Source organism: Dictyoglomus turgidum DSM 6724 (assembly GCF_000021645.1).
Lineage (GTDB): Bacteria > Dictyoglomota > Dictyoglomia > Dictyoglomales > Dictyoglomaceae > Dictyoglomus > Dictyoglomus turgidum.
On record NC_011661.1, the window covers coordinates 1786860 to 1810004 of the forward strand.

General features: G+C 33.5%; 21 protein-coding genes. 7 read left to right on the top strand and 14 right to left on the bottom strand.

Annotation, left to right across the window (positions count from 1 at the left end):
* The first annotated feature begins 29 nt into the window (after positions 1–29).
* From DTUR_RS09060 to DTUR_RS09085, 6 genes are all read left to right on the top strand, one after another.
* The gene (locus DTUR_RS09060; RefSeq protein WP_012584101.1) at positions 30–1187 is read left to right on the top strand and encodes an iron-containing alcohol dehydrogenase; all 1158 of its coding nucleotides are present in this window, start codon (positions 30–32) and stop codon (positions 1185–1187) included.
* 77 nt (positions 1188–1264) lie between these two features.
* Positions 1265–2941, top strand: a complete 1677-nt coding sequence (gene ilvD / locus DTUR_RS09065) for a dihydroxy-acid dehydratase (protein WP_012584102.1) — start codon at positions 1265–1267, stop codon at positions 2939–2941.
* Positions 2942–2956: 15 nt separating this feature from the next.
* On the top strand, positions 2957–3934 hold the full coding sequence (locus DTUR_RS09070) for a methylcobamide--CoM methyltransferase (RefSeq protein WP_012584103.1): 978 nt from the start codon (positions 2957–2959) through the stop codon (positions 3932–3934).
* Entirely contained in the window at positions 3931–4959 is a 1029-nt protein-coding gene (locus DTUR_RS09075) for a methionine synthase (protein WP_012584104.1), read from the top strand. The genes DTUR_RS09070 and DTUR_RS09075 overlap by 4 nt, the downstream gene beginning before the upstream one ends.
* Positions 4956–8054: an alpha-mannosidase gene (locus tag DTUR_RS09080; RefSeq protein ID WP_012584105.1), complete on the top strand. Its 3099-nt coding sequence runs from the start codon at positions 4956–4958 to the stop codon at positions 8052–8054. The genes DTUR_RS09075 and DTUR_RS09080 overlap by 4 nt, the downstream gene beginning before the upstream one ends.
* A gap of 577 nt (positions 8055–8631) precedes the next feature.
* Positions 8632–9432 carry a GGDEF domain-containing protein gene (locus DTUR_RS09085; RefSeq protein WP_012584106.1) on the top strand — a complete coding sequence of 267 codons (801 nt, stop codon included), beginning with the start codon at positions 8632–8634 and terminating at the stop codon, positions 9430–9432.
* Here the strand turns inward: DTUR_RS09085 and DTUR_RS09090 are convergent.
* From DTUR_RS09090 to nikR, 9 genes are all read right to left on the bottom strand, one after another.
* Positions 9412–10563 (bottom strand): alanyl-tRNA editing protein, encoded by a 1152-nt coding sequence (locus DTUR_RS09090; protein ID WP_012584107.1) that lies wholly within the window; start codon positions 10561–10563, stop codon positions 9412–9414. The genes DTUR_RS09085 and DTUR_RS09090 overlap by 21 nt on opposite strands.
* Positions 10564–10649: 86 nt before the next feature.
* Positions 10650–10940 carry an RNA recognition motif domain-containing protein gene (locus DTUR_RS09095; RefSeq protein ID WP_012584108.1) on the bottom strand — a complete coding sequence of 97 codons (291 nt, stop codon included), beginning with the start codon at positions 10938–10940 and terminating at the stop codon, positions 10650–10652.
* A 64-nt stretch (positions 10941–11004) separates the two neighbouring features.
* Positions 11005–12726 carry a hypothetical protein gene (locus tag DTUR_RS09100; RefSeq protein ID WP_012584109.1) on the bottom strand — a complete coding sequence of 574 codons (1722 nt, stop codon included), beginning with the start codon at positions 12724–12726 and terminating at the stop codon, positions 11005–11007.
* A gap of 65 nt (positions 12727–12791) precedes the next feature.
* On the bottom strand, positions 12792–14153 hold the full coding sequence (locus tag DTUR_RS09105) for an MFS transporter (protein WP_012584110.1): 1362 nt from the start codon (positions 14151–14153) through the stop codon (positions 12792–12794).
* Positions 14154–14162: 9 nt separating this feature from the next.
* Entirely contained in the window at positions 14163–14909 is a 747-nt protein-coding gene (locus DTUR_RS09110) for an energy-coupling factor ABC transporter ATP-binding protein (protein ID WP_012584111.1), read from the bottom strand.
* Positions 14879–15682, bottom strand: coding sequence for a cobalt ECF transporter T component CbiQ (gene cbiQ / locus DTUR_RS09115; protein WP_012584112.1), 804 nt, complete (start codon positions 15680–15682; stop codon positions 14879–14881). The genes DTUR_RS09110 and cbiQ overlap by 31 nt, the downstream gene beginning before the upstream one ends.
* Positions 15675–16016, bottom strand: a complete 342-nt coding sequence (locus DTUR_RS09120; RefSeq protein WP_012584113.1) for a PDGLE domain-containing protein — start codon at positions 16014–16016, stop codon at positions 15675–15677. Before DTUR_RS09120 ends, cbiQ begins: the two co-directional genes overlap by 8 nt.
* Positions 16017–16029: 13 nt before the next feature.
* Positions 16030–16689, bottom strand: coding sequence for a cobalt transporter CbiM (cbiM, locus tag DTUR_RS09125; protein ID WP_012584114.1), 660 nt, complete (start codon positions 16687–16689; stop codon positions 16030–16032).
* A 102-nt stretch (positions 16690–16791) separates the two neighbouring features.
* Positions 16792–17199: a nickel-responsive transcriptional regulator NikR gene (gene nikR / locus DTUR_RS09130; protein ID WP_012584115.1), complete on the bottom strand. Its 408-nt coding sequence runs from the start codon at positions 17197–17199 to the stop codon at positions 16792–16794.
* A 112-nt stretch (positions 17200–17311) separates the two neighbouring features.
* Between nikR and larE the strand changes: the two genes are divergently transcribed.
* Positions 17312–18118, top strand: a complete 807-nt coding sequence (gene larE / locus DTUR_RS09135) for an ATP-dependent sacrificial sulfur transferase LarE (protein ID WP_012584116.1) — start codon at positions 17312–17314, stop codon at positions 18116–18118.
* Positions 18119–18139: 21 nt separating this feature from the next.
* On the opposite strand, the gene DTUR_RS09140 is transcribed toward larE, so the two are convergent.
* The 5 genes from DTUR_RS09140 to DTUR_RS09160 form a co-directional block, all read right to left on the bottom strand.
* A complete protein-coding gene (locus tag DTUR_RS09140) occupies positions 18140–19321 on the bottom strand; it encodes an FprA family A-type flavoprotein (protein ID WP_012584117.1) in 1182 nt (393 codons plus the stop codon).
* Positions 19322–19470: 149 nt separating this feature from the next.
* Positions 19471–20229 carry an SDR family NAD(P)-dependent oxidoreductase gene (locus DTUR_RS09145; RefSeq protein ID WP_012584118.1) on the bottom strand — a complete coding sequence of 253 codons (759 nt, stop codon included), beginning with the start codon at positions 20227–20229 and terminating at the stop codon, positions 19471–19473.
* Positions 20230–20241: 12 nt separating this feature from the next.
* Positions 20242–21525, bottom strand: coding sequence for a TRAP transporter large permease (locus DTUR_RS09150; RefSeq protein WP_012584119.1), 1284 nt, complete (start codon positions 21523–21525; stop codon positions 20242–20244).
* Positions 21526–21527: 2 nt separating this feature from the next.
* Complete coding sequence (locus DTUR_RS09155; protein ID WP_012584120.1) at positions 21528–22007, bottom strand: TRAP transporter small permease; 480 nt, start codon at positions 22005–22007, stop codon at positions 21528–21530.
* 79 nt (positions 22008–22086) lie between these two features.
* Positions 22087–23082, bottom strand: coding sequence for a C4-dicarboxylate TRAP transporter substrate-binding protein (locus tag DTUR_RS09160; protein WP_012584121.1), 996 nt, complete (start codon positions 23080–23082; stop codon positions 22087–22089).
* Between the last annotated feature and the right edge of the window lie 63 nt (positions 23083–23145).

Genomic DNA, 23145 nt, shown 5'->3' on the forward strand with positions numbered 1-23145 from the left:
ATATATCAAAAAAGGAGGCTTTCATAAAAATGAGAAATTTTGTATTCCATAATCCTACAAAGATCATCTTTGGAAATGACTCAACTAATAAAGTGGGAAAGGAAACAAAAAATTATGGAAAGAAAGTACTTCTCATTACAGGACAAGGAAGCATCAAAAAAATAGGATTATATGATAAAGTAGTAGATTTACTCAAAAAAGAAGAACTTGAAATATATGAACTTTCTGGAGTTAAACCAAATCCAAGAGTAGACCTTGTAAGAGAAGGAATAAAAATAGTTAGAGAAAATAAAATTGACATACTCCTTGCGGTGGGTGGCGGAAGCGTGATTGATACCGCAAAGGCAATTGCAGCAGGGCTAACCTATGAGGGAGACGTATGGGACTTATTTACCAAAAGAATTCCCATAAAACCTACTATACCTATTGGAGTTGTCCTAACCTTAGCTGCGACAGGTTCAGAAATGAACGGTAATGCAGTCATATCCAACATGGATACCCAAGAAAAGTTAGCAATTTCAAGTCCTTATCTCTATCCTAAATTTTCTATTCTTGATCCCCAAAATACTGTGTCTGTTCCCCTAAACCATACTCTTTATGGAATTGTAGATATATTGTCCCATGTATTTGAACAATATTTTGATAGAACTGAAGATGCCATACTTCAAGACAGATTTGCAGAAGCTATAATGAGAACAGTAATAGAAACCGCACCAAAACTTGCCCAAAATCCCGAGGATCTTGAAAGTAGAGCCATAATTCTTTGGTGCGGAACTAATGCCCTCAACGGAATAATAGGCGTAGGAAAAGAACAAGACTGGGCTTCTCATGCAATTGAACATGCCATCTCCGCCCTTTATGATATACCCCATGGTCTTGGACTTGCCATTGTTTTTCCTCATTGGATGAAATATGTTATAGATGTAATTCCTAACAAATTCGCTAATTTTGCGAGAAATGTATGGGGTATTCAAGGAGAAGATGATTTTGAAGTAGGACTAAAGGGCATTGATAAACTTATAGACTTTTATGAGAGCTTAGGAATTCCTACTAATCTATCAAGAATAGGAATCAATAATGAACGTTTAGAGGAAATGGCAGAAAAAGCTACTAAATTTGGCCCCATAGGAAATGTAAAGAAACTAAATAAAGAAGATGTGTACAAAATTTTAGAGATGTGCTTATAAAAAATCCCTTGACATAATAATCTCATCGTTGTTAAGATTATGCAAATTTCTCATTTTGGGGAAAAGGAGGCTCGCTTATGCATAGGAGTGATGCTGTTAAAAAAGGGATAGAAAAAGCACCTCATAGATCTTTGTTTTATGCCATGGGATATACAAAGGATGAATTAGAAAAACCTCTTATAGGTGTAGTAAATTCTGGAAATGAAATGATTCCTGGACATATCCATTTAGATATAATCACAGAAGCAGTAAAATATGGTATTTTGGAAGCAGGAGGTACTCCTTTAGAATTTAGGGTTATAGGAATATGTGATGGAATTGCCATGGGACATAAAGGGATGAAGTATTCCCTTGCCAGCAGAGAATTAATTGCAGACTCTATTGAAGCTATGGTAGAGGCGTATCAACTTGATGGAATAATACTTATAACCAATTGTGATAAAATCGTCCCTGGAATGTTGATGGCAGCAGCAAGGCTTAATCTACCCTCTCTTATATTGAGTGGCGGTCCTATGCTTGCAGGAAGATGGAGAGGAAAAGATGTAGATCTTATAAGTGTCTTTGAAGGAATAGGACAAGTAAAAGCAGGAAATTTGAGAGAAGAAGACCTCTATGAATTGGAACAGTATGCTTGCCCTGGATGTGGTTCATGTTCAGGAATGTTTACTGCGAACACCATGAACTGCCTTTCAGAAGCTCTTGGTATAGCTCTACCCTACAATGGGACACTACCTGCTGCTTATGATGGTATGAGAAAAAGACTTTCAAAAGAAGCTGGAAAAAGAATAGTCCAATTAGTAAAAGATAATATAAGGGCTCGCGATATTTTAACAAGATCTGCATTTGAAAATGCCATTGCAGTTGATATGGCTCTTGGGGGATCTACAAATACAGTACTTCACCTTCTTGCAATTGCAAAAGAAGCAAAAGTGGACCTACCTCTTGACACTTTCCAAAAAATTAACGAGAGAACCCCAAATATATGTAAGTTAAGCCCAGCTTCTTCTCAACATATTCAAGACCTTCATGAGGCGGGAGGAATACCCGCAGTATTAAAAGAACTTCTCAAAGGGAACCTAATAGATCCAAATGCCTTAACAGTATCAGGAAAAACCATAGGAGAAATAGCAGAAAGTGCAGTAATAAGAGACAGAAACATCATAAGGCCACTGGAAGAACCTTATGCAAAAGACGGCGGTCTTGCTATATTGTATGGAAATCTTGCACCAGAAGGTGCTGTAGTTAAAAAATCCGCAGTCTCACCTAAGATGTTAAAGCATGAAGGACCCGCAAGGGTATTTAACAGCGAGGAGGAAGCTATAAAAGAAATATATGCTGGTAATATTAAAAAAGGAGATATAGTAGTGATAAGATACGAGGGACCTAAGGGTGGGCCTGGAATGAGAGAAATGCTCGGACCCACATCAGCCCTTGCTGGAATGGGACTTGATGAAGATGTAGCCCTAATAACCGATGGCAGATTCTCAGGAGGAAGTAGAGGAGCTGCTATTGGACATATTTCTCCTGAGGCTGCCGAAGGAGGTCCCATAGCCCTTCTCAAAGATGGCGATATTGTTGAGATAGATATCCCCAATAGGACTTTAAATGTGAAATTAAGTAACGAGGAGCTTGAAAAGAGAAAGAAAGAATGGAAGCCCATTAAAAGAGATATTGAGTTTAGTTATTTAAGAAGATACGCAGCTTTGGTTACATCTGCAAGCAAGGGTGCAGTTTTAAAAGACATATATGAATAAAAAGGAGGGTAAGAAATGATTATCACAGTAGTAGATCACTATCCTAAAATACCTAATCCACCTAAGGAGCCAAAACTAAGAAAAGCTATTCATGCTTATGACCAAGGCAAAATTACAAAAGAAGAATTAGAAAAAATATTTGATGAGGTAACCCAAGAAGTTATACAAGAACAGATTTCGGCAGGAGTAGAGTTAATAACCGATGGACAAATAAGATGGGAGGATGGACAAAGCTATATTGCTAAAAAACTTGACGGAGCTCAAATCGGAGGACTTATAAGGTATTTTGATAACAATACTTATTATAGACAGCCAGTAATTGTGGGTGAAATAAAATGGAAAGAACCAATTGTTATAGAAGACTGGAAAAAAGCTCAAAAATGGGCAGGAAACATTCCAGTAAAAGCAGTACTTACAGGACCATACACTATGGCAAGACTTAGCAGAGATGAGCACTACAAAAACTTTGAAAAACTTGTAAAAGCCTATACCAATGCCCTTATAGAAGAAACTAAACTTCTTGAAGAAAACAAGGTAGAATACCTTCAATTTAATGAACCATCTATTCAATACTATCCTGAAGATATAGACCTTTTCATAGATGTATATAAAGAAATGAGAAAATATTTTTCAGGAAATTTAGCTATATACACTTATTTTCATACAGTAATTCCCCTCAAAAACAGAATTAAAGATCTTCCAATAGACACTTTTGGCATTGATTTTGTATCCAGGAAAGAAAACTTTGAGATACTAAAAGAATTTCCTAAAAATCTTGCCTTAGGTTATGGAATAGTGGATGCAAGAAATACAAAATTAGAAACTCCAGAACAAATCGCAGATCTTATAAAACAAGCTTTACAATGGATATCAGAAGACAAACTTTTTGTAAATCCAAGCTGTGGTCTTGAATACCTACCCAGAGAGAGAGCATATGATAAACTGGTAAATCTTGCAAAAGGAGTAAATTTAGTAAGAGGTGAGAAAAGATGAAAGAGATAAAACTACCCATATTACCTACCACCAGTGTGGGAAGTTTTCCTAAGCCAGATTATTTGGTGAAGGCAAGAAACCAATACTCAAGAGGTTTAATCCCTTATTCTACTCTCCACGAATTAGAACTAAAAGCCACAGAAGAGGTTATAAAACTTCAAGAGGAGATAGGAATAGACATATTGGTACATGGAGAAATGGAAAGAGGCGACATGGCAACCTACTTTGCCGAAAATTTAGAAGGATTTACCATAAGTGGCCTTGTAAGGTCCTATGGAAATAGATATTACAAAAAACCTATTGTGATAGGAAAAATAAGAAGACCAAAACCTATAACTGTAGAAATGTTTAAATATGCCCAGAGTCTAACTAAAAAGCCTGTAAAGGGGATGTTAACAGGACCTTACACCATAGCAGACTGGTCCTTTAACGAATATTATGACAATAAAAGGGATTTAGTCCTTGACCTTGCAGAAGTGATAAATCAGGAAGCTTTAGACTTAGAAAAGGCGGGAGCCTTATTTGTACAGATAGATGAACCTGCTGTTCCAACCCATCCTGAGGAGATCGAGATTGCAAAGGAAGCCTTTAAAATTACTACAAGAGGTTTAAGAAGTTTCCTTATAACCCATATTTGTTACGGTGATTTTAGACCTATATGGAAAGAAGTAGTAAATTTTCCTGTACATCAATTTGATCTTGAATTCACTAATAATGCTGACAAACTTTATCCTCTTATAGAAAAAGAGGGTTTTCCAGAAGAAAAATATGTTGCCGTTGGGGTTATTGATGTACACTCCCACAGAATAGAAACAGTAGATGAGATAAAAGCAAGAATAAAAGAAGCCTTAAAACATTTTAGCCCAGAACAGGTATTTATTGATCCCGATTGTGGCTTAAAGACAAGAACCTGGGAAGAAGCAAAAGCAAAGTTGGAAAATATGGTTAAAGCGGTAATGGAGGTAAGAGAAGAATTAATAAAACAAGGATATCCTTCTGAAATCACTATAAGATTAGAGCTATGAGCGAAAAATATCTATTAGAACAATGGAATTTTTGGTTAGATGAACTTTATAGTTACTCTATTCTCAGAAAGTTTATTCTTGATGAGTGGGGATTTACAGATAGAAGGGAAGATATTGAAACTTTATCAAATTTAGAGGTTATAAAACTTGGGGAGAGATGGAAGAAGATTTCTCTCCCCGTATACTTTATAAAAAGAGTTAAGTTAAGTAGAGAGGTGTCGGCTCTCCCTCTTTATATACATCTTGATGTAGGGGGAGAGGCATTTTTATTTTTAAACAATATCCCCTACGCTGGTATAAATCCCTATCACCAAGATCATAAAATTCCCTACAAAGAAGAATATCTCTTTTTAATAGAGGCAGTTCCCAAAGGGCTTTTTGGGCAAAATCAAAAAAACCCTATTTTCAAAGAAGCCTATATCTATCAGAAAGATGAAGAATTATATCGTGCATGGCTTACTTTTTATCTCATAAGAGAGTTTGGACTTGCCTTAGAAGACACAAATAAAGAACTCCAAAAGAAAATCCAAAATATTTTAGAGGAGACCCTTGGAAAAATTGATTTAATAAGCTCTTATTCTGAGTTTATGCTAAGAATTCAAAACACCAAATTTACTATGGACCTTATAAATGGACTTTGGAGCCAACCTGATTTTGAAAATATTGAAAAACCTATACCTGAGGAGCTAAAAAAATCTATTACTCATTATTCTCAATTGGCATTAAAAAGGCTCTCTGAATTAAAAAATGAATATCCTAACATGGGAGAACTCTATGCCATAGGGCATGCTCATATAGATTATGCTTGGCTATGGCCTCGAGAAGAGACCATAAGAAAGGCACAAAGGACCTTTTCTACTGTTCTCACTCTTATGAAGAACTATTCAGACTTTGTCTTTCTTCAAAGTAGTGCCCAAATTTATCAAGATATAAAAGAAAAAAATAAATATCTTTTTGAGAAGATAAAAGAAAAAGCAAAAGAAGAAAGATGGATAATTGAGGGAGGAACATGGGTAGAAAATGATTGTCAACTTCCTTCTGGAGAATCCTTTGTAAGGCAATTTCTCTATGCCCAAAAATTTTTTGAGAAAGAATTTGGGATAAAATGTAAATTAGCATGGCTTCCTGATACTTTTGGCTTTAACCCTAACTTTCCTCAAATCCTAAAAAAGTCAGGTATTAAATACTTTGCAACCACTAAACTAACTTGGAATGAAACCAATACATTCCCCTATGATCTTTTCTTATGGAAAGGAATAGATGGAACAAAGATTGTTGCTCACATCTTTGGAAAACACTGCGGCTATAACGGAACCACAGATATTAAAGAGATTATAAAAACCTTTATGGAATTTCAACAAAAAGACTTATCAAACTCTCTTATCTACTCCTATGGATATGGAGATGGCGGTGGTGGACCTACTTTTGAAATGATTGAAAGGCTCAATCTTTTAAAAGATTTTCCCTTAATCCCTAAAATAAGAAAGGAAAATCCTATTAAGTTTTTAGAAAAAATAAATGAAGAAAAACTTCCTATATATTATGGAGATCTTTATTTAGAGCTTCATAGAGGAACCTTTACTACACAAGGAAGGATAAAAAGACTCCACAGAATAGCAGAAAACCACCTAATAACTATTGAGAGTTTAGCTACCCTATTTAATGCTCTTGAAAATACTTTATATCCTAAGGAAGAAATAGACAAGCAATGGAAAAAACTTTTAAGGAATGAATTTCATGATATTCTTCCAGGATCCTCCATAAGAGAAGTCTATAAAGATACAGAAAAAGAACTTAAAGAAATCCTTGATTTTAATATCAATTTAACCTCAAAAGATAAGGGAGATTTCCTTCTCATATATAATCCAACTTCCTTTCCTCAAGAATTAAATTTTGAATTAGATTCTAATCAAGATTTGACCCTAGTATACAAAAATAAAGCTTTGCCCTCTCAAAAAACTTATGACAAAAAAATGTTAGTTTACTCGAGAGACGTATTAATTGAGCCTTTCAGTTTTATAACCCTTCAAGTTTCAAAAGAGGAAACCTACGAAAAAATAAGTACTGATCTCATTATCGGAGAAGATCATTTAGAAAATTCTTTTCTCAAAGTAAAAATAAATGGAGATGGAACCATAAACGTTTTATATAAAGACTTAAACAGAGAAGTTTTTAAAGAAAGAGGAAATCAAATATTTGCATTTCCAGACAGACCCAGATATTGGGAAGCATGGGATATACCTTTAGAATATGAAAAATTTGGAAAAGAGATAAAAGACGTAGAAAAAATTGAGATAGTGGAAAAGGGACCTTTAAGAGCCCAAATAAAAGTTGTAAAAAAATATAAAAGTTCAACAATAACTCAATACTACACTCTCTATGCCTATTCAAAAAGATTAGACATTATCAATGAAATTGAATGGCACGAAAGAAGAACTATGCTTAGAGTTTATTTCCCTATAAATATATTTACTCCAATTACTCAATACGAAGTTCCTTATGGAATTTATTGGAAACCTGTACACAAAAATACCTCCTGGGAAAAAGCTCAATTTGAAATCCCAGTACAAAGATTTATTGATCTATCCCAAAGAGATTTTGGGGTAAGTATAATCAACAATGGAAAATATGGTCATAGTATTGACGAAAATATTATAGGAATTACCCTCTTAAGATCTCCTATAACACCTGATTATATGGCAGACATAGGTATCCATAACTTTACATACTCTGTTTTTCCTCATTTAGGAGGCTTAGATGAATCAACCTTAAAAGAGGCAGAAGCACTTAACAGACCTTTGTATATTATGGAAATATCTGAAAATAAAGGAGAAAAAAGATTTTTAAGTTGGGATAAAAGAAACGTTATTATTGGAGCGCTTAAAAAATCGGAGGATGAAGAAGGAATAATTTTAAGATTTATAGAGTATCTTGGAAAAGAAGAAGAGGTTGATATAAACCTTGATATTCCTATCAAAAAAGTTTATGAAACAAATCTTTTAGAAGAAATAGAACAAGAAATACCCCAGAAAAACTCTTGTTTTAAATTGCATTTCAGACCCTTTGAAATAAAAACTATTAAAATAATTTATTGAATTACGTAAACTTTTGTGGTATAAAAATCAAAAGAATTTTCCCTTTAATCTTTTTCACTTTTTTAGAAGTTATTTTTGTAAGTGTTGTAAAGTTGAAGGTATAATTTTCCAAAATGGCAATACATATAAACTAATACCCAATATAAAATACAAGGACATCCCCCAAAATCTCCTTACTCAAAAGAACATATATTACAAAGATAATTACTTTTATGTTTATACTTTAACGAAAAGCTCACTAAACTCAGTAGAGCTAATATTTAGTTTTGACATAAAGGATTTAAGAAACAAAATTATAGGTTCTGCTGTTTCTTTTTCTTTGCCTCTTCTTACTCTTCAAATATTCTTTACTATGCTTTTCTACTATTCCATGAAATATACCTACGTGAAACCCCTTGAAAAATTAGCCGAACAAAATAAATAGAAAAGACGAAATCGGAGATTTAACCCGAAAAATCATAGATAAGGCTACTTCAACAAAAAGGAAGCAATCCAAGTATACTTCTTCAGTGTATCTCTGACTTAAATATGGCAAAAAAGCCTGTGGACGTAGCAAGAGTAGTGGCTAAACTTTGTAATGGAAGAATTTTATCAAGATTTTCAAATAATTAGTAGAGAAGAAGCAAAAGAGATAATTGATATACTTAGTTTTGGTAATGATAATAGTTTTTATACTTCAAAAGATATAAAACTATTTGCTTATAATATCCCAGAAGATTATCTTCTCATACCTTTAAAGAGAAATGAAAAATTATACGGATTTGTGGGATTATCAATGCCCTCTTCCTATGACTTACAGGACACTATACTTTCGATCCTGTATCATCTTACTATATCTCTTGAAAACTCTTTTATTTATGAACACACTGAAAAGCTTTCCTGTATTGATCCTCTTACAGGAGTATACAATAAGAGAAAAATTGATGAGATCTTAGAAAATGAGATAAATAGAGCACTAAGATATAACCGTCCTTTGAGTCTACTGTTCATAGATATTGACCATTTTAAAAACATCAATGATATGTATGGACATATAATAGGAGATAATTTTTTAAAGGAACTTGCTCTTTTTCTCCTACGCAACACAAGAAACATAGACAGTATAGGTAGATTTGGTGGAGAGGAATTTGTTTGTATATTACCTGAAACAGACCTTGATTCAGCTTATAAAGTAGGAGAAAAGCTAAGAATTAGATGGAACATAGAAAGGCATATAGTACCTATAAATGTTCAAGAAAAAACAGGAACTTTAAGTATAGGGATAGCAAATTCACCTATTCACTCTCAAAACCCCAGAGAACTTTTAATATTAGCAGACAATGCCCTTTACAAAGCTAAAAGGGAAAGAAATAAAACATCAATCTTTGAAAAATTCTAAGAAAATTTCCTCTATAACTTTTTTAGGGTTTTCAATCTTTCCTTGTAAAAATTCTCCCTCTTTACTCCCTCTCCATCCATTTCTAAAAAGAAAAGATAAAATACTATTCCAAAGATCTTTCTCTACACTTCTTCCAAATACAAATCCCTGCCCCTGTGGATTAAATAAAACCCCTACTACTTTATCCTTTACAAAAAGCCCTTGAGCTACGTATTTTAAATCTCCTATTTCAAGATCCATCATTCTTGCAACAAATTTATATTCTTTAAATTCCTTTGTCTCTTTTAACAAAGCCTCCAACCTATAGGAATTCAATTCTTCTTTAAGCTTTCTGATCTGCTTTTCTAAGTTATCAGCCTTTGACAAGAGCATATCTACTCCTTCCACAATATTAGGATTCCCTAATTTTTCCTTAATAATTTTGTATTCTTTTTCCCTTTTCTCAAGCTGTTTGATAATTCTCCTGCCTGCTACAAATTCCACCCGCCAATATAGATTATTCTTTTTGTAAAAATCTAATATCTTTAATAATTTTAGTTCTCCTAAACTTTTCACATGAAGACCCCCACAAGGATTTACATCAAGACCTGGAATCTCAACAATTCTTGTACTTTCATCCTTCCAATATATGGAAATAGAGATATTTCTTCCGATATACTCATTAACCTTTCCTTCCACCTCTTTAATAAAACCCTCTGGATCTAACCCTTTATATGGAATCTCAATCTTTGTATGATCTTCAAAAACTTGAAAACCTGTAGTCTCAAGAGAATAATCTTTCTCTAAAATAGCAGAGAGAAGATGCTGGGCAGTATGCTGTTCCATATATTCCCTACGAAGATCTATATTTATAAAGAGATCAACAATTTCACCTATTTTAGGAAAATTTTCCCCAAATATTTTACCTTTATGCCATATTACCCCGTCTTTTTCAAAGACTTTACTTACTTCAAGCTTCCAGGCTTCTCCCACTATTTCTCCTCGATCCGAAGGTTGTCCTCCACCCTCGGGATAAAAGATAGTCTCATCCAAGCTTAAGAGAAGAAAATCTCCTTCTTGTTTTATATCCTCAATCCTACTCTTCCAATTAAAAATTTCTGAATCTTCGTAATAAATTTTTCTCGTTCTCATGGACTCAATTATACATCAAATAAAAAGCCCCTGCTACTTTTTTTCACAGGGGCTTCCCTTTTTCAAACCATCAAAATTTTCATAATTTAAAATCTTCTGTTATGGCTTCTGCTAGAAGAAGATCTTCGCTCTTCCTTAGGTCTTGCTTCGCTTACAACAATCTTCCTTCCATTGAATTCATAACCATTGTAAGAATCAATAAGTTTTTGTGCTACCTCTTCTGTGGTCTCCACAAAAGCAAATCCTTTGGATCTTCCAGTATTACGATCAGTAATCAATCTAACACTTTGGATCTCTCCTTCTCCTCCGAAAAGTCCCTTTATGTCCTCCTCGGTGGTCTGCCACGATAGGTTGCCTACATACAGTGTCTTAACCAATTTAACGTACCTCCTAAAAAAATTTATTCTTTAATTATACACTTATTATTTTTTTTGTCAAATTTTATTGTGACTGAGCAGGAGCAGGCGTAAATGCTGATTCTGTAAGCTTTACAGTTATTCTATGATATCTCTCTCCAAAATAATTAGTATCCCCTGTACAAATATAGTCCCTTTCTATCTGACCATTAATTGAACCACTTAAAGTATTTGTATTTAAATCAAGAACAAAATCTAAATCTTTTCCTTCTCCTTTTAAAATATCCAGATTATTCTTGAAATTCAGGCTTCTCATAGAATATTCCTGAATTACTCTAATTTTTATGGGTACCTTTGTATTTTTGCTACTCAAGGGAATCTTTAAAAGCCAATTAGAATCAGCAATACCGTCACCATTTCTGTCAGGTATTACAGTGCTGAAAATCTCTCCCCCTATTTCAGCTTCCACATAAAACCTCTTCGAAGAGATATTAATCTTTTCATTTCTTGCAGTATAAGGAGTTATTCCCCTAATATCCTTTACCACCAACCAGATGGTTTTATCTTTATAGACAGGCTCATTTAGAGAATAATTGAAGAGAGAATATTCATAAGAAAATCCATCCCATTCATATATTTGTGCCTTAAATTTTTTAGACCCTACAAGATAGTTTACTTTTACAAAGAAATATAAATCTCCTGATAAAGCATTTAAACTATTTCTTCCAAAAGCAGAGATGTCAAAAAAGGAATTATATATGGGGTCTTGTAAAACTAATCCCAAACTGCCTCCTAATTCAAGACTGTCTTTCAAAATAGTAAGTTCACCACCCATTCCTGCAGAAGCCACCTTATAATCAATCCCAACTTCTGCAAAAGCTTTTGTGTCTATGGATGGCTTTACACCTATAGAACAATTCAAACTATCAAATTTAGAATTTAATTCCAATATTATGCCGCCTCTTATACCAAAAATTCCTGTTATGCTAAAAGGTCCCACAGGAGCAGTAATAGGAAATCCCCAGTCTACATCATATTTTAAGTTTTCCTTTAAACTATAACTGACATTAAAGTTTTTTGAATATTCCTTATTTCCCAGAATGTACACATTTAATTTAGCATCATTATTACTATTTCTTGCCGAATTTAGATCGGCCTCAATCTTTATTAGCTCAGCTTTACGCCCTAAAACCCTGGCTTCTGCTAAAGCATAGGCGTTTGTTAATACTTGATCTTCTCTTCCTTTCATCTCCAGATTTGCAAATATATTAATATTAAAATTATCATCCCCTAATGGTAATTCCCATTTTCTTGAAAAATTATAGTCCTTAAATTCCTTTAGAGGTTCTTCCTTCTGAACAGGCTCAAAAGTAGCAAAAGGCGTAATACTGTGCATAAGTTTTCTTTGCATTTCTAAATCTTCTCTTTTTATTAAAATCCTTTGAATTACAATTTCCTCTTCTTTATCCCTTAAAGAGTATCCATAATCATTTAATTTCTTCTCAATATCATTTATTTCCTTTAAGAATTCTTCTCCTGTAATTTTGTTTCCATTTTCTAAAGTTATTATCTGGTCCTTAGTTATTTTAAAAAAGCTATAATTAAAAGGCTTAAAAGCAATAGGAGTCTTTTTAATAGTAATTATCTTAATATTAGAAGAGCTAAGTATAAGAGGAGTATTTAATCTCACCTTTATACTCTTAATATTTGGAGATATACTCGGTACATTAAAACCTTCTTGATTGCCTTCTGCAAAGCCTAAAAAGAGGAAAACAAAAAGGATGCCAATTAGAATTATTTTCTTCATAATAACCCCCCAGTTTTAAAGATAATTTAATATTAAAACAATTATTTTAAAAAATCAATAAAATTTTAGGGAGTTCTTTTTCTAATTCTTCTAACAATATGATTGGTTAATTCTTCAACAGGTTTTGATCTTTCCTCGGAGATTTTGGGAATAAAGATTCTTAAAAAAGTAAATCTCAACATACCTGAGAGAATAAATATTAAATGATACTCCACAAGATGAATATGGAGAAGACTATTTATGAAATTAACTATTGAAGGAGCAACATACTCTATAATGTAGCCTCCAAGAATAAAAGATATAGCATTGATAATACCCACAAACAAATTTAATACTGCTATATAAAAAGACCTGTTTTCGTTAGGAGAAAGACCCAATGCTAAATTATTAAAAGAAAGATCAATACCAGGCCAAAAAACTCCTGCAAAGATTTGTACGAGTATCACAAATAACAACCAATTATTGGGAGTAGTAAAGCACCATATGTAAGGCAAAAAACTCACAATAAAAGTACTTATTTGAAGAACAGGCTTATTCCCAAATCTATCTATTAGTCTTCCCAAAATTCTTACCGAAAGAATAGTAGTAACATTGCTAATGATCTGTACATAAAGAGCTATATCAAAGTAACTCATTTTTAGGTACTTTATCATGTATAAATTAAAATAAGGAGCCGAGATATTCAGAGCAAAGTTCCAAAGAACAGCAAATAATAGAAAATGAGAAAATTTAGGATGAGTTATTGATTCCTTAAAGAGTTTAGCAAAATTAACATTTGAAAAATCATTTCCCCTCATAGGAGGATCGTATACCCATATGAAGCACAAAATATCAAAAATTCCCAAAATTACTGCAAATATAAATACTACTGCAAAACCGTAAAGATCAGAAAATCTATCAAGAAACGCACCAATTAAAAGACCACTTATCAATGAAACAAAAGTTGCAAGCATACTTCTATGACTAAAAAACCTTCCCCTAATCTCTATGGGAACCAAATCCCCCATCCAAGACATAAAACTTACATTTATAAAAGCACTACCAATAGCAGTAATGCTTAATAAAAAAACAATGCTTGAAAAAAGAACATTTTTATCGTGGACAAAAAAGGGCAAAATTACCACTAAAAGCCATGGAAGTCTTTGAATAAATCCACCTAAAAAGAAAAGAAGTTTTCTCTTTCTTGTTTTCTCAAGTACATATGAGGCAAAAAGTTGTATAGCACCACCAAGAACAGGCATTGCCAACATAACTCCGTATAAAAGATCTCCAAAACCAAGCTCCTTAGCAAAACCTGCTATTGGTGCTCCTTGGGTAACATTAAAGAATATAATACCAAAGCATACGCCAAGTATTACAAGGCTCAAACTTTTTCTTAATTCTTTATCCTCAACAAAACTTATATCAAATAAATTCCTTACTCTCATAAGAAAAAATTATATCAAATTTACCTCTTTTAAAAACTCCTTATCGGAAAAAATAGTTTTGTAATCACCTACTTTCAAAATTTTCTTTTCCTCGTTCATAACAAAAATTCTGTCAAAAAATCCATTTACCATCTGTAAATCATGAGTTGCAGTAATTATAGTTTTACCAGCAGCTCTTAACTCCTTAATATAGGAAAGAAGCTCTCTAACACTTCTTGGATCAAGTTCATTTGTAGGCTCATCCAAAAGAATAATATCGGGCTCTATTATAAGGAGCGAGGCAAGAGCAACTTTTTTCTTTTCACCTTCGCTCAATTGAAAGGGGGACCTTTTCAAAAGATTTTCAATCCTAAACTTCCTACTACATTCATAAATTTTCCTTTCTATCTCGGAGTCAGAATAGCCAAGTTGAAGAAGCCCAAAAGCAAGCTCGTCCCTTACAGTAGGGGAAAATAGAATAGCATCTACATTTTGAAAAAGTAAGACCACCTTTTTTCTAAAATAACGATTAAAATTAGGGTCCTCAAAACTCTTTTCCCTAAGCTCTCTTCCCTCAAAAAAAACTTTTCCTTCTTGAGGAAATAAAAGACCATCAAGAATTTTTAAAAGGGTAGATTTTCCTGATCCATTAGGACCTAATATTCCTATGCTTTCTCCTTCTTTTATCTCAAGGGATATAGAATTTAAAGCCAACCTTTCAGAAACATAATAGAAACTTACATCTACTAATTTAAATAAAATTTTCGATCCATCCATATTAAAACTCCAATTATTAAAATTTCCATTATTATAGGCAAAAAGTCCTTTATAGTATATTTTTCTCTCTTAATAATAGGATGAAACTCTTTACCAAAACCGCGAGAAATCATTCCTTGAGATACTTCCTCCGAGAGCATTCTTGCCTTCATAAACAAAAGTCCAATAGCAGAACCAATAAAAGAATATTCCCTTTTGTAATTAAACTCAATAGTTCTACTTTTTTTAGCAAGAAAAATATCTTGAGCTAAATTAGCAAAAAAGAATATGTATCTGTAGGTCATATAAATAATAGCGATAGCCAAAGAAGGAACTCCAAGCATCCTCAAACCCTTTACTATATTTATCCAAGGAGTAGTGAAGAAAAGAATATTTGCTAAGGAAATAGAGATCAGAACTCTAAATATCAACCTAAGGGCGACATAAAGCCCTTTATGGGAATAACCTATATTAAGAGTTTCAGGATTAAAGAAAAGGTAAGGAATAACAATAAGAACTGTAAAAAATAATACAAAACTAAAAGAGCGCTTCATGAATTTCCTTAAGTCTATCTTCAAAAGATAAGCAAAGATTAGTAAAAGAAAATAGGCTAACAATAAAAAACAAAGATTGTGAATAAAACTTACTCCAATTAAAGACAAAATTAAGATTACTATTTTTATATCGTCTTTCACATCCTTCCAAAAATCCGGAGTCTCTACTACCTCAAAGAATAGAAAGTCCTTTACTATTCTGTTTATCTCATATAAAGTTTTATCTATAAAATTATTCATTCTTTTTCTTTTTTACACTCCACCTTCCTATCACATAAGTTATAAGTATAACAACTAAAACCCCAACTATTCCACTGATTATATATCCAATACTTTGATACAAAACATCCTTATCCTCCCAACCCTTTATATTATAGTCAGGAAATAAAGGTTTTGCGAGAGAAGAAAGTTTTTCTATTCCCTTTGGCACATAACCTATCATCTCTTTTAACTCTTCAGGTCCCCACTCTCCCCATGCAGATCCAGCATTGAGAAGAGTAGGCAAAATAATACCTATGGGAGACAAAAGTACAAGAATTAAAATACCTATAAACAATCTTTTCCAATTACTCATTTTTTATCTCCCCCTATTTATTTTCTATTTTTCTTAAATAATAAAGCGCAGCCATTGTAACTACAGCTTCCACAATACCAAAAATTAAAAGATGCTCTACCATCATCGCAGGAATAGCAACTTTCAAAGGATAAGGACAATAAAGAGGAAGCCCATTAGCATCCTTTGCTATATAAGGTTGAATACCAAGCTCTATAGCAGTAAGCAAAGCAGCCACATTTATCCCTACATATGCTCCAATTCCTGCAGAAATAATTTCTCTTTTAGAACCTAAATTTGCCTTCCCTTTCACAAGCTTATAAACATAATATCCTAAAAAAGGCATAACAATTGCCATATTAAAACAATTTGCTCCAATAGCAGTAATTCCTCCATCCCCAAAAATCAGTGCCTGTATTATAAGAACAATAGAGGTAACAAGAGTTGCAGTCCAAGGTCCAAGAAGTATAGCAATAAGGACACTCCCTACTGCATGCCCTGTGGTTCCTCCGGGAATAGGTATATTGAACATCATAATCACAAAAGAAAAAGCTGCAGAGATAGCAAGAAGGGGAACATCTTTTTCTTTTAAAGATTTTTTTACAGCATTATAAGCTTTAGCCCAAAAAGGAACCATTAAAACAAATAGACTTCCATAAGTTTCTGGCCCTAAATAACCATCAGGTATATGCATTACCCACACCTCCGTGTATTATAAATTTTAAAAAAAGTGCTACTAAAAAACTAAAAAATTATATATCAATATATTAAAGGCGTAAAGAAAAAAAATCTGAAGCTAAATAATATCAGTTATGGCAATGTTTGTATGTCTTACCCACTTAAGAGAAGATAGCTCATCATAAAGTCTTTTTATCTTTTCAACTTTTCCCCTTACAAGTATCACTTCCATACAATTTTTTTCATCAAGATGAACATGCAAGGTAGAGATAATTACATCATGGTAATGATGCTGTATGTCCGTCAACTTTTCAGAAAGTCCATAAACATCATGCTCATAAATGAGGCTTATACTTCCTGCTACCTTTTCTTTTTTTAAATTCCATTTTTCCTTTATAATATAATCTCTTATTAGATCTCTTATAGCCTCTGATCTACTATTATATCCTTTATCTTCTATTATTTTGTCAAAATTTTCTAAAAGATCCTCCTCTATAGAAACCCCAAAGCGAACAATTTTAGCCATGTCAAGCTCCCAGTAAAAAATCTTTGAATAAATTATAACACATGAAAATAAATTATTTCACAATTCATACTTTTTAAGTATAATATTTTAAAAACCAATTGAGGTGAAGCATATGAAGGAAAAATTAGAAGAACTTAAAAATTTCTTAAGAGATTGTAAAAAAGTAGTAGTAGCATACTCGGGAGGTGTAGATAGTACTTTCCTTTTAAAAGTTGCAAAAGACACCCTTGGAGACAATGTATTAGCGGTAACCCTTATAAGCCCTATTTTCCCAGAAAGAGAAATTAAAGAGGCAAAAAGAATTGCAGAAGAACTTGGAGTAAGGCACATAATACTGAAAAATGACGAGCTTTTGAAGCATGAAGAGTTTATTAAAAATCCTCCTGAAAGATGCTACATATGTAAGAAATATAATTTTCAAAAAATAATTGAAGTTGCAAAGGAAAATAATATAGATTGTGTGCTTGATGGGAGCAATGTAGATGACCTAAAAGATTATAGACCTGGAAAAATGGCTCTTAAAGAGTTAGGAATCTTAAGCCCTCTTTTGGAATTAGGATTTTCAAAGGAAGAAATTCGAAGGTTGTCAAGAGAATTTAATCTTCCCACCTCAGAAAAACCATCCCTCGCCTGCCTTGCCACAAGAATCCCTTACGGAGAAAGGATTGAGATAGAAAGGCTAAAAAGAATAGAAGAAGGAGAAGATTATTTGACTAAATTAGGGTTCAATCAGGTTAGGGTTAGAGACTATAAAAACATGGCAAGAATAGAAATAGAGGAAGAAAACTTCTCTTTGATCCTAAAAAAGGATATAAGGGAGAAAATTATCAGAAAACTTAAGGAGCTAGGATATAAGTATATAACTCTTGACCTTGAGGGATACAGAACAGGGAGCATGAATCAAGAAATTAAAAAATAGGAGAGGAAAATTTCCCTCCCCTTAGGAAGTTAAACCTAACTCTTTATGTTTTAAATAGATAGCATCAGCAAGCTCATCTAATAATTTAAAATCTTCTTTCTCAGGAAGTCCTTTAACAAGCACAGGATTTAATATTTCTACATTCAAATTTGTAAGATTATTCTTTAAGATTTCAAGAGTTCTTCCACCCCATCCGTAAGATCCAATTATGGATACAAACTTTGCCTTTGGCTTAAGAACATTTGCAAGGTAAGTAACATAAAGAGCCTTTGGATGAGGTCCAGCAAGTACCGTAGGAGTTCCCACTATAATGGTTGCAGCATCCACAAGTGCCATAGCTATCTTTCCAATATCAGCAGTGGATAGATCAAATATCTCTACAGCAATTCCTTTTTCAATAAGTTTATCTGCTAAATAATCCACCATTATTTTCGTACTATCATGCATAGAAACATAGGGAAGAACTACTATATTTTTAGGATCTTCACTTATCCAATCCTTATAAGCATTAATAATAAAATTAGGGTTATTATAAATAGGCCCATGACTTGGAGCTATTAAATCAATATGAAGTTCTTTAATTTTTTCCAAATTTTTCTGAATTATACTACGAAATGGCATCATGATCTCGGCATAATATCTTTTTGCAGCCTCATAAACAATTTTTTCATCCTCCACATATAAACTTGAAGTAGCATAATGGGAACCAAAAAGATCACAGGTGAAAAGAATTCTATCTTCCATAAGATAACTTACCATGGTCTCGGGCCAGTGTACCCAAGGAGTATATATAAACTTTAAAGTTTTATCTCCAAGAGAAAGCTCTTCACCATCATTCACTGTAATAAATCTATCATCAGGTATATGTAAATGGGACTTAAGAAGCTCCTTACCTTTTGGATTGGTCACTACCTTAGCTGATGGATATTTTTCTAAAACAAAAGGAATACTTCCTGAATGATCTTGCTCGGCATGATGGGATATTACATAGTCAATTTTAGATATATTAGAAAAATAGGAGAATAGTATATCTTTTTTAGTGGGATCAACAGTATCTATCAAGGCAGTTTTCTCACTTCCTATAACTAAATAGGCATTATAACTGGTACCATCAGGCAAAGGAATAAGAGAATCAAACAGTGTCCTGTTCCAATCAGGCACTCCCACATAATAAACCTTTTCCTTTATTTTTCTTGGTTTCATTCTCATCCCTCCAATTTATACTTTTTAGATATACTTTTCGAAAATAATTATAATACTAATAATACAAAATTGCAAAAAATTTTCAATAAGGAGGAACAGCTTCTGAGGGATTAAAGGGTAAAAAGGGAAGGAACATCTTTGTTCCTTCCCTAAGCGGTAAATCCTCCATCAATGGAGATAATACTTCCAGTCATATACCCTGCCTCATCACAAGCAGCAAAAAGTATAGCAAAAGCAATCTCTTCCTCTTTACCCAATCTTCCTATAGGACGTCTTTCAGACATCTGCTTTAATACCTCATCAGCATTAGGCAATTTCTTTAACCTTTCTGCAAGTCCTTGAGTAAAAGTGGTTCCTGGACATACCGCATTAACTCTTATGTTTTCTCTTGCATAGTCAATAGCCATAGATTTTGTCAAAGAAATAAGGGCTCCCTTTGACATACTATAAACACATCTTTCGGGAATTGCCTTCAATGCTACCTCTGAAGATACATTTACTATTACTCCTCCACCTTGTTTTTTCATCTCAAGAACAGCATACTTTGAAAGGAAGAAGGGACCTTTTACATTCACAAGCATGGTCTTATCAAAATCTTCTTCAGAAGTATCCTCCACCTTACCATATACCACTATTCCAGCATTATTAACCAGGATATCTATCTTGCCAAAATTTTCAACCACTTCTTTTATTATCCTTTCGGCATCCTTAGGAGAGGAGACATCTCCCAAAATAAAAATAGCTTCACCACCATTATTTTTTATGATTTCAACAGTTTCCTTACCTTTTTCTTCCGAAATATCATTTACTGCTACCTTTGCTCCCCTTTCTGCAAACATAATAGCAGTTTTTCTTCCAATACCAGAACCTGCACCAGTAATGAGAACTACCTTACCCTTAAAGTTCATCTTTTCTCCCTCCTATTTTCCAAAGATTAAGTTTGGGATAAAGAGCACAAGACTTGGGAAGAAGATCAAAGTAACAATCGCAAGGACTACAGCTAAAAGAAAAGGCCAGGATTCTTTTAAAAACTCCTCTAAGCTAACATCCAGAATCGTACATACCGCATACATGGCAGCACCTACAGGAGGGGTAAAATTACCTATAGCACAAGTCATAACAAAGACAAGTCCAAAATGTACAGGATCAATACCAAGCTTAATAGCGATGGGGAAAAATATAGAAGTTAGCATCAATATAAGAACAGTAGCGTCAATAAAACATCCAGCAACAAGAAGTAAAGCAATTAAAATCAAATAAAAAATGTAAGGATTAGTTGTTATACCTAAAATCCAGCTGGAAATTATTTCTGGAATTCTCTCCCAAACAATTCCATAGGAAAATATATTGGAAAAAGCAATTAAAGACATAGTTGCACCTATATCTATAGTAGAATCTCTAAGAGCCTCGATGAAATTCTTTAAAGTCAATTCTCGGTATGCCAAAATCCCTACAAACAATGCATATACCACACATAAAGCTCCAATTTCAGAGGGAGTAAAGAGTCCTCCTCTCAATCCCACAATAAGTATTACTGGAAAGATTATAGCCCAAATACTCTTTATGAAAGAAATTCCAATTTCCAAAATAGAAGCTCTCTTTTCTCTTAAAGGTGCAAAATTTCTTATACGAGAAGTAATTGCAACAGTAATCATTAAAAATGTCATCACTAAAAGTCCTGGAATAATGCCTCCTGCAAACAATCTTCCTATGGAGACTTGGGCAATGGTTCCAAACAAAACCAATCCTATACTTGGAGGGATAGTTGGAACTTCAAGAGAAGAATAAACCAAAGCTCCTGCTGCATAACCCTTAGGAAGTCCCCTTTTTATCATCTCAGGTCCAAGCATTCTCGCTTCCATTGCTGCATCTGCAATAGCAGAACCTGATACTCCTCCCATCAAAGCAGAAAGGACACAAGTCACATGAGCAAGTCCTCCCCTTAAATGTCCTACAAGCACCATAGAAAGATCTATTAATCTCTTAGTAATACCAGTATAGTTCATCATATTCCCAGCAGTAATAAATAAAGGAATAGCAAGTAATGCAAAGTTAATATTTTGGGTTAAAGGCAATTGAATAGGAGTTGTTATTGGAATCTCTGGGTGTTGTAAAAAGAAAAGAAAACCTGAAATTGCTATAGCAAAAACTACAGGCATTCCAAGGAGCATAAAAAGGAAAAAGAAGATTATAACCAACAGCATAGCTATTTCCTCCATTTCCTCAAATTATTTATTTCGTCAATAATTTTTACTATGGTTGTTATTGCCAAAAGAAAAGAACCTACAGGAATACTTAAAGTAGCCCACATGTAGCTAAAACCATACATTCCTTCGAAGGTTCTATATTTTTGGACAAAAGCAAGTCTAATCCCAAACACAATAAGATAAATTAAGAAAGCTAAAATAATAATGTAGTTAAAAATTTTTATATAACTCTGAACCCTTTGAGGAAGTCTTTTAACTAAAAGATCCACATTCATAAGTTTATCTCTTCTATAAGCAGCATCCATCGCAAACATTGTTGCCCAAGCAAAAAAGAAGCTTGCTAATGGATTAGCCCAATATATAGGACTTCTTAAAGTTCTTGAGACACCGGCAGAAAAAACCAATACTACAATTAAGACCAAAAGAATTTCTGCCATATATAGTTCAATCTTTCCTAATATCTCATATATTTTTCTCATTGCTTTTCAACTCCTCCTGTAAGAATAGAGAAAATTTAAGGGGGTCCTACATTGAACGGACCCCCTTGAAATTTTTCACCTACTTCTTTCTCAGCTCTTTCCAGATTCTATCTTTCACTTCTTTTACCTTTAATACTTCATAAGCCTTTTCTCCAGCTTTCTTAAACGCCTCAAGATCAATATCCTTTGTAGGGACGATTACCATACCCTTTTCTTGTATTAACTTCTTTACTTCTTCTTCTCTCTGGAACACAACCTTGGTTGTTTCAAGTCCTGCCTTATCGCATTCTTCTTCTAAGATCTTCTGATAAGTAGGTGGCAAGCTTCTAAACCATTTAGCACTAACAACCTCAAAGTTAATAAGGAGAATATGTCTAGTTTCATTCACATACTTTAATACTTCATAAAGTCTCATTCCTGGTATGTTGTTATATACTAGCTCTACACCATCTATAGCCTTTTGCTGGAGAGCAGGATAAACATCTCCAAAAGCAAGAGCAACTGGCGTTGCTCCAAGAGCTCTGATAGATTCTTGCCAAACTGGAGTTCCAGGAGTTCTTATTCTAAGACCCTTTAAATCCTCGGGCTTTTTAATGGGTTTATTAGTCATAAAATGTCTGAATCCTTGAATCCAAGTAAAAGAAAGTACCTTAAAGCCATATTTCTCCTCAAGGGTCTTTAACCAATTATGTACTGTTGGCATCTTCTTTAACTTTGCCACCTCTTCAGGACTGTCCACAAAGTAAGGGCAATTCATAACACCAATTTCTGGCAAATACATAGCCATTCTTGCAGCATCGGTGTTCTGCCCTACATTAGCTCCCTGTCTAATCTGCTCCAATATATCCTCTTCAACTCCTAATTGAGCACTATGATAAACCTCAATTTTTAAGCCACCTTTTGTTCTTTCTTCAACAGCTTTTGCCCACTTCAAGAATCCTTCATGATATGGATCAAGAGGGGAAAGAACGTGGTTAAACTTTAAAACAAACTGACGAGTTTGAGCAGAAAGTGGTACAGCAAAAAGAAGTATAATTAGAGATGCTAACATCAAAAACCTTTTAAAACTTTTCATTCCTTTAAAACCTCCCCTTTTAAGAAATTATTTTCAAAAATTCCCAAAAAACCCTTAAAAAGC

Excerpts from the sequence above, each read along its gene's own strand:
- DTUR_RS09060 (WP_012584101.1), top strand. The coding sequence starts at position 30 with ATGAGAAATTTTGTATTCCATAATCCTACAAAGATCATCTTTGGAAAT.
- ilvD (WP_012584102.1), top strand. The coding sequence starts at position 1,265 with ATGCATAGGAGTGATGCTGTTAAAAAAGGGATAGAAAAAGCACCTCAT.
- DTUR_RS09070 (WP_012584103.1), top strand. The coding sequence starts at position 2,957 with ATGATTATCACAGTAGTAGATCACTATCCTAAAATACCTAATCCACCT.
- DTUR_RS09075 (WP_012584104.1), top strand. The coding sequence starts at position 3,931 with ATGAAAGAGATAAAACTACCCATATTACCTACCACCAGTGTGGGAAGT.
- DTUR_RS09080 (WP_012584105.1), top strand. The coding sequence starts at position 4,956 with ATGAGCGAAAAATATCTATTAGAACAATGGAATTTTTGGTTAGATGAA.
- DTUR_RS09085 (WP_012584106.1), top strand. The coding sequence starts at position 8,632 with ATGGAAGAATTTTATCAAGATTTTCAAATAATTAGTAGAGAAGAAGCA.
- DTUR_RS09090 (WP_012584107.1), bottom strand. The coding sequence starts at position 10,563 with ATGAGAACGAGAAAAATTTATTACGAAGATTCAGAAATTTTTAATTGG.
- DTUR_RS09100 (WP_012584109.1), bottom strand. The coding sequence starts at position 12,726 with ATGAAGAAAATAATTCTAATTGGCATCCTTTTTGTTTTCCTCTTTTTA.
- DTUR_RS09105 (WP_012584110.1), bottom strand. The coding sequence starts at position 14,153 with ATGAGAGTAAGGAATTTATTTGATATAAGTTTTGTTGAGGATAAAGAA.
- DTUR_RS09110 (WP_012584111.1), bottom strand. The coding sequence starts at position 14,909 with ATGGATGGATCGAAAATTTTATTTAAATTAGTAGATGTAAGTTTCTAT.
- cbiQ (WP_012584112.1), bottom strand. The coding sequence starts at position 15,682 with ATGAATAATTTTATAGATAAAACTTTATATGAGATAAACAGAATAGTA.
- DTUR_RS09120 (WP_012584113.1), bottom strand. The coding sequence starts at position 16,016 with ATGAGTAATTGGAAAAGATTGTTTATAGGTATTTTAATTCTTGTACTT.
- cbiM (WP_012584114.1), bottom strand. The coding sequence starts at position 16,689 with ATGCATATACCTGATGGTTATTTAGGGCCAGAAACTTATGGAAGTCTA.
- nikR (WP_012584115.1), bottom strand. The coding sequence starts at position 17,199 with ATGGCTAAAATTGTTCGCTTTGGGGTTTCTATAGAGGAGGATCTTTTA.
- larE (WP_012584116.1), top strand. The coding sequence starts at position 17,312 with ATGAAGGAAAAATTAGAAGAACTTAAAAATTTCTTAAGAGATTGTAAA.
- DTUR_RS09140 (WP_012584117.1), bottom strand. The coding sequence starts at position 19,321 with ATGAAACCAAGAAAAATAAAGGAAAAGGTTTATTATGTGGGAGTGCCT.
- DTUR_RS09145 (WP_012584118.1), bottom strand. The coding sequence starts at position 20,229 with ATGAACTTTAAGGGTAAGGTAGTTCTCATTACTGGTGCAGGTTCTGGT.
- DTUR_RS09150 (WP_012584119.1), bottom strand. The coding sequence starts at position 21,525 with ATGCTGTTGGTTATAATCTTCTTTTTCCTTTTTATGCTCCTTGGAATG.
- DTUR_RS09155 (WP_012584120.1), bottom strand. The coding sequence starts at position 22,007 with ATGAGAAAAATATATGAGATATTAGGAAAGATTGAACTATATATGGCA.
- DTUR_RS09160 (WP_012584121.1), bottom strand. The coding sequence starts at position 23,082 with ATGAAAAGTTTTAAAAGGTTTTTGATGTTAGCATCTCTAATTATACTT.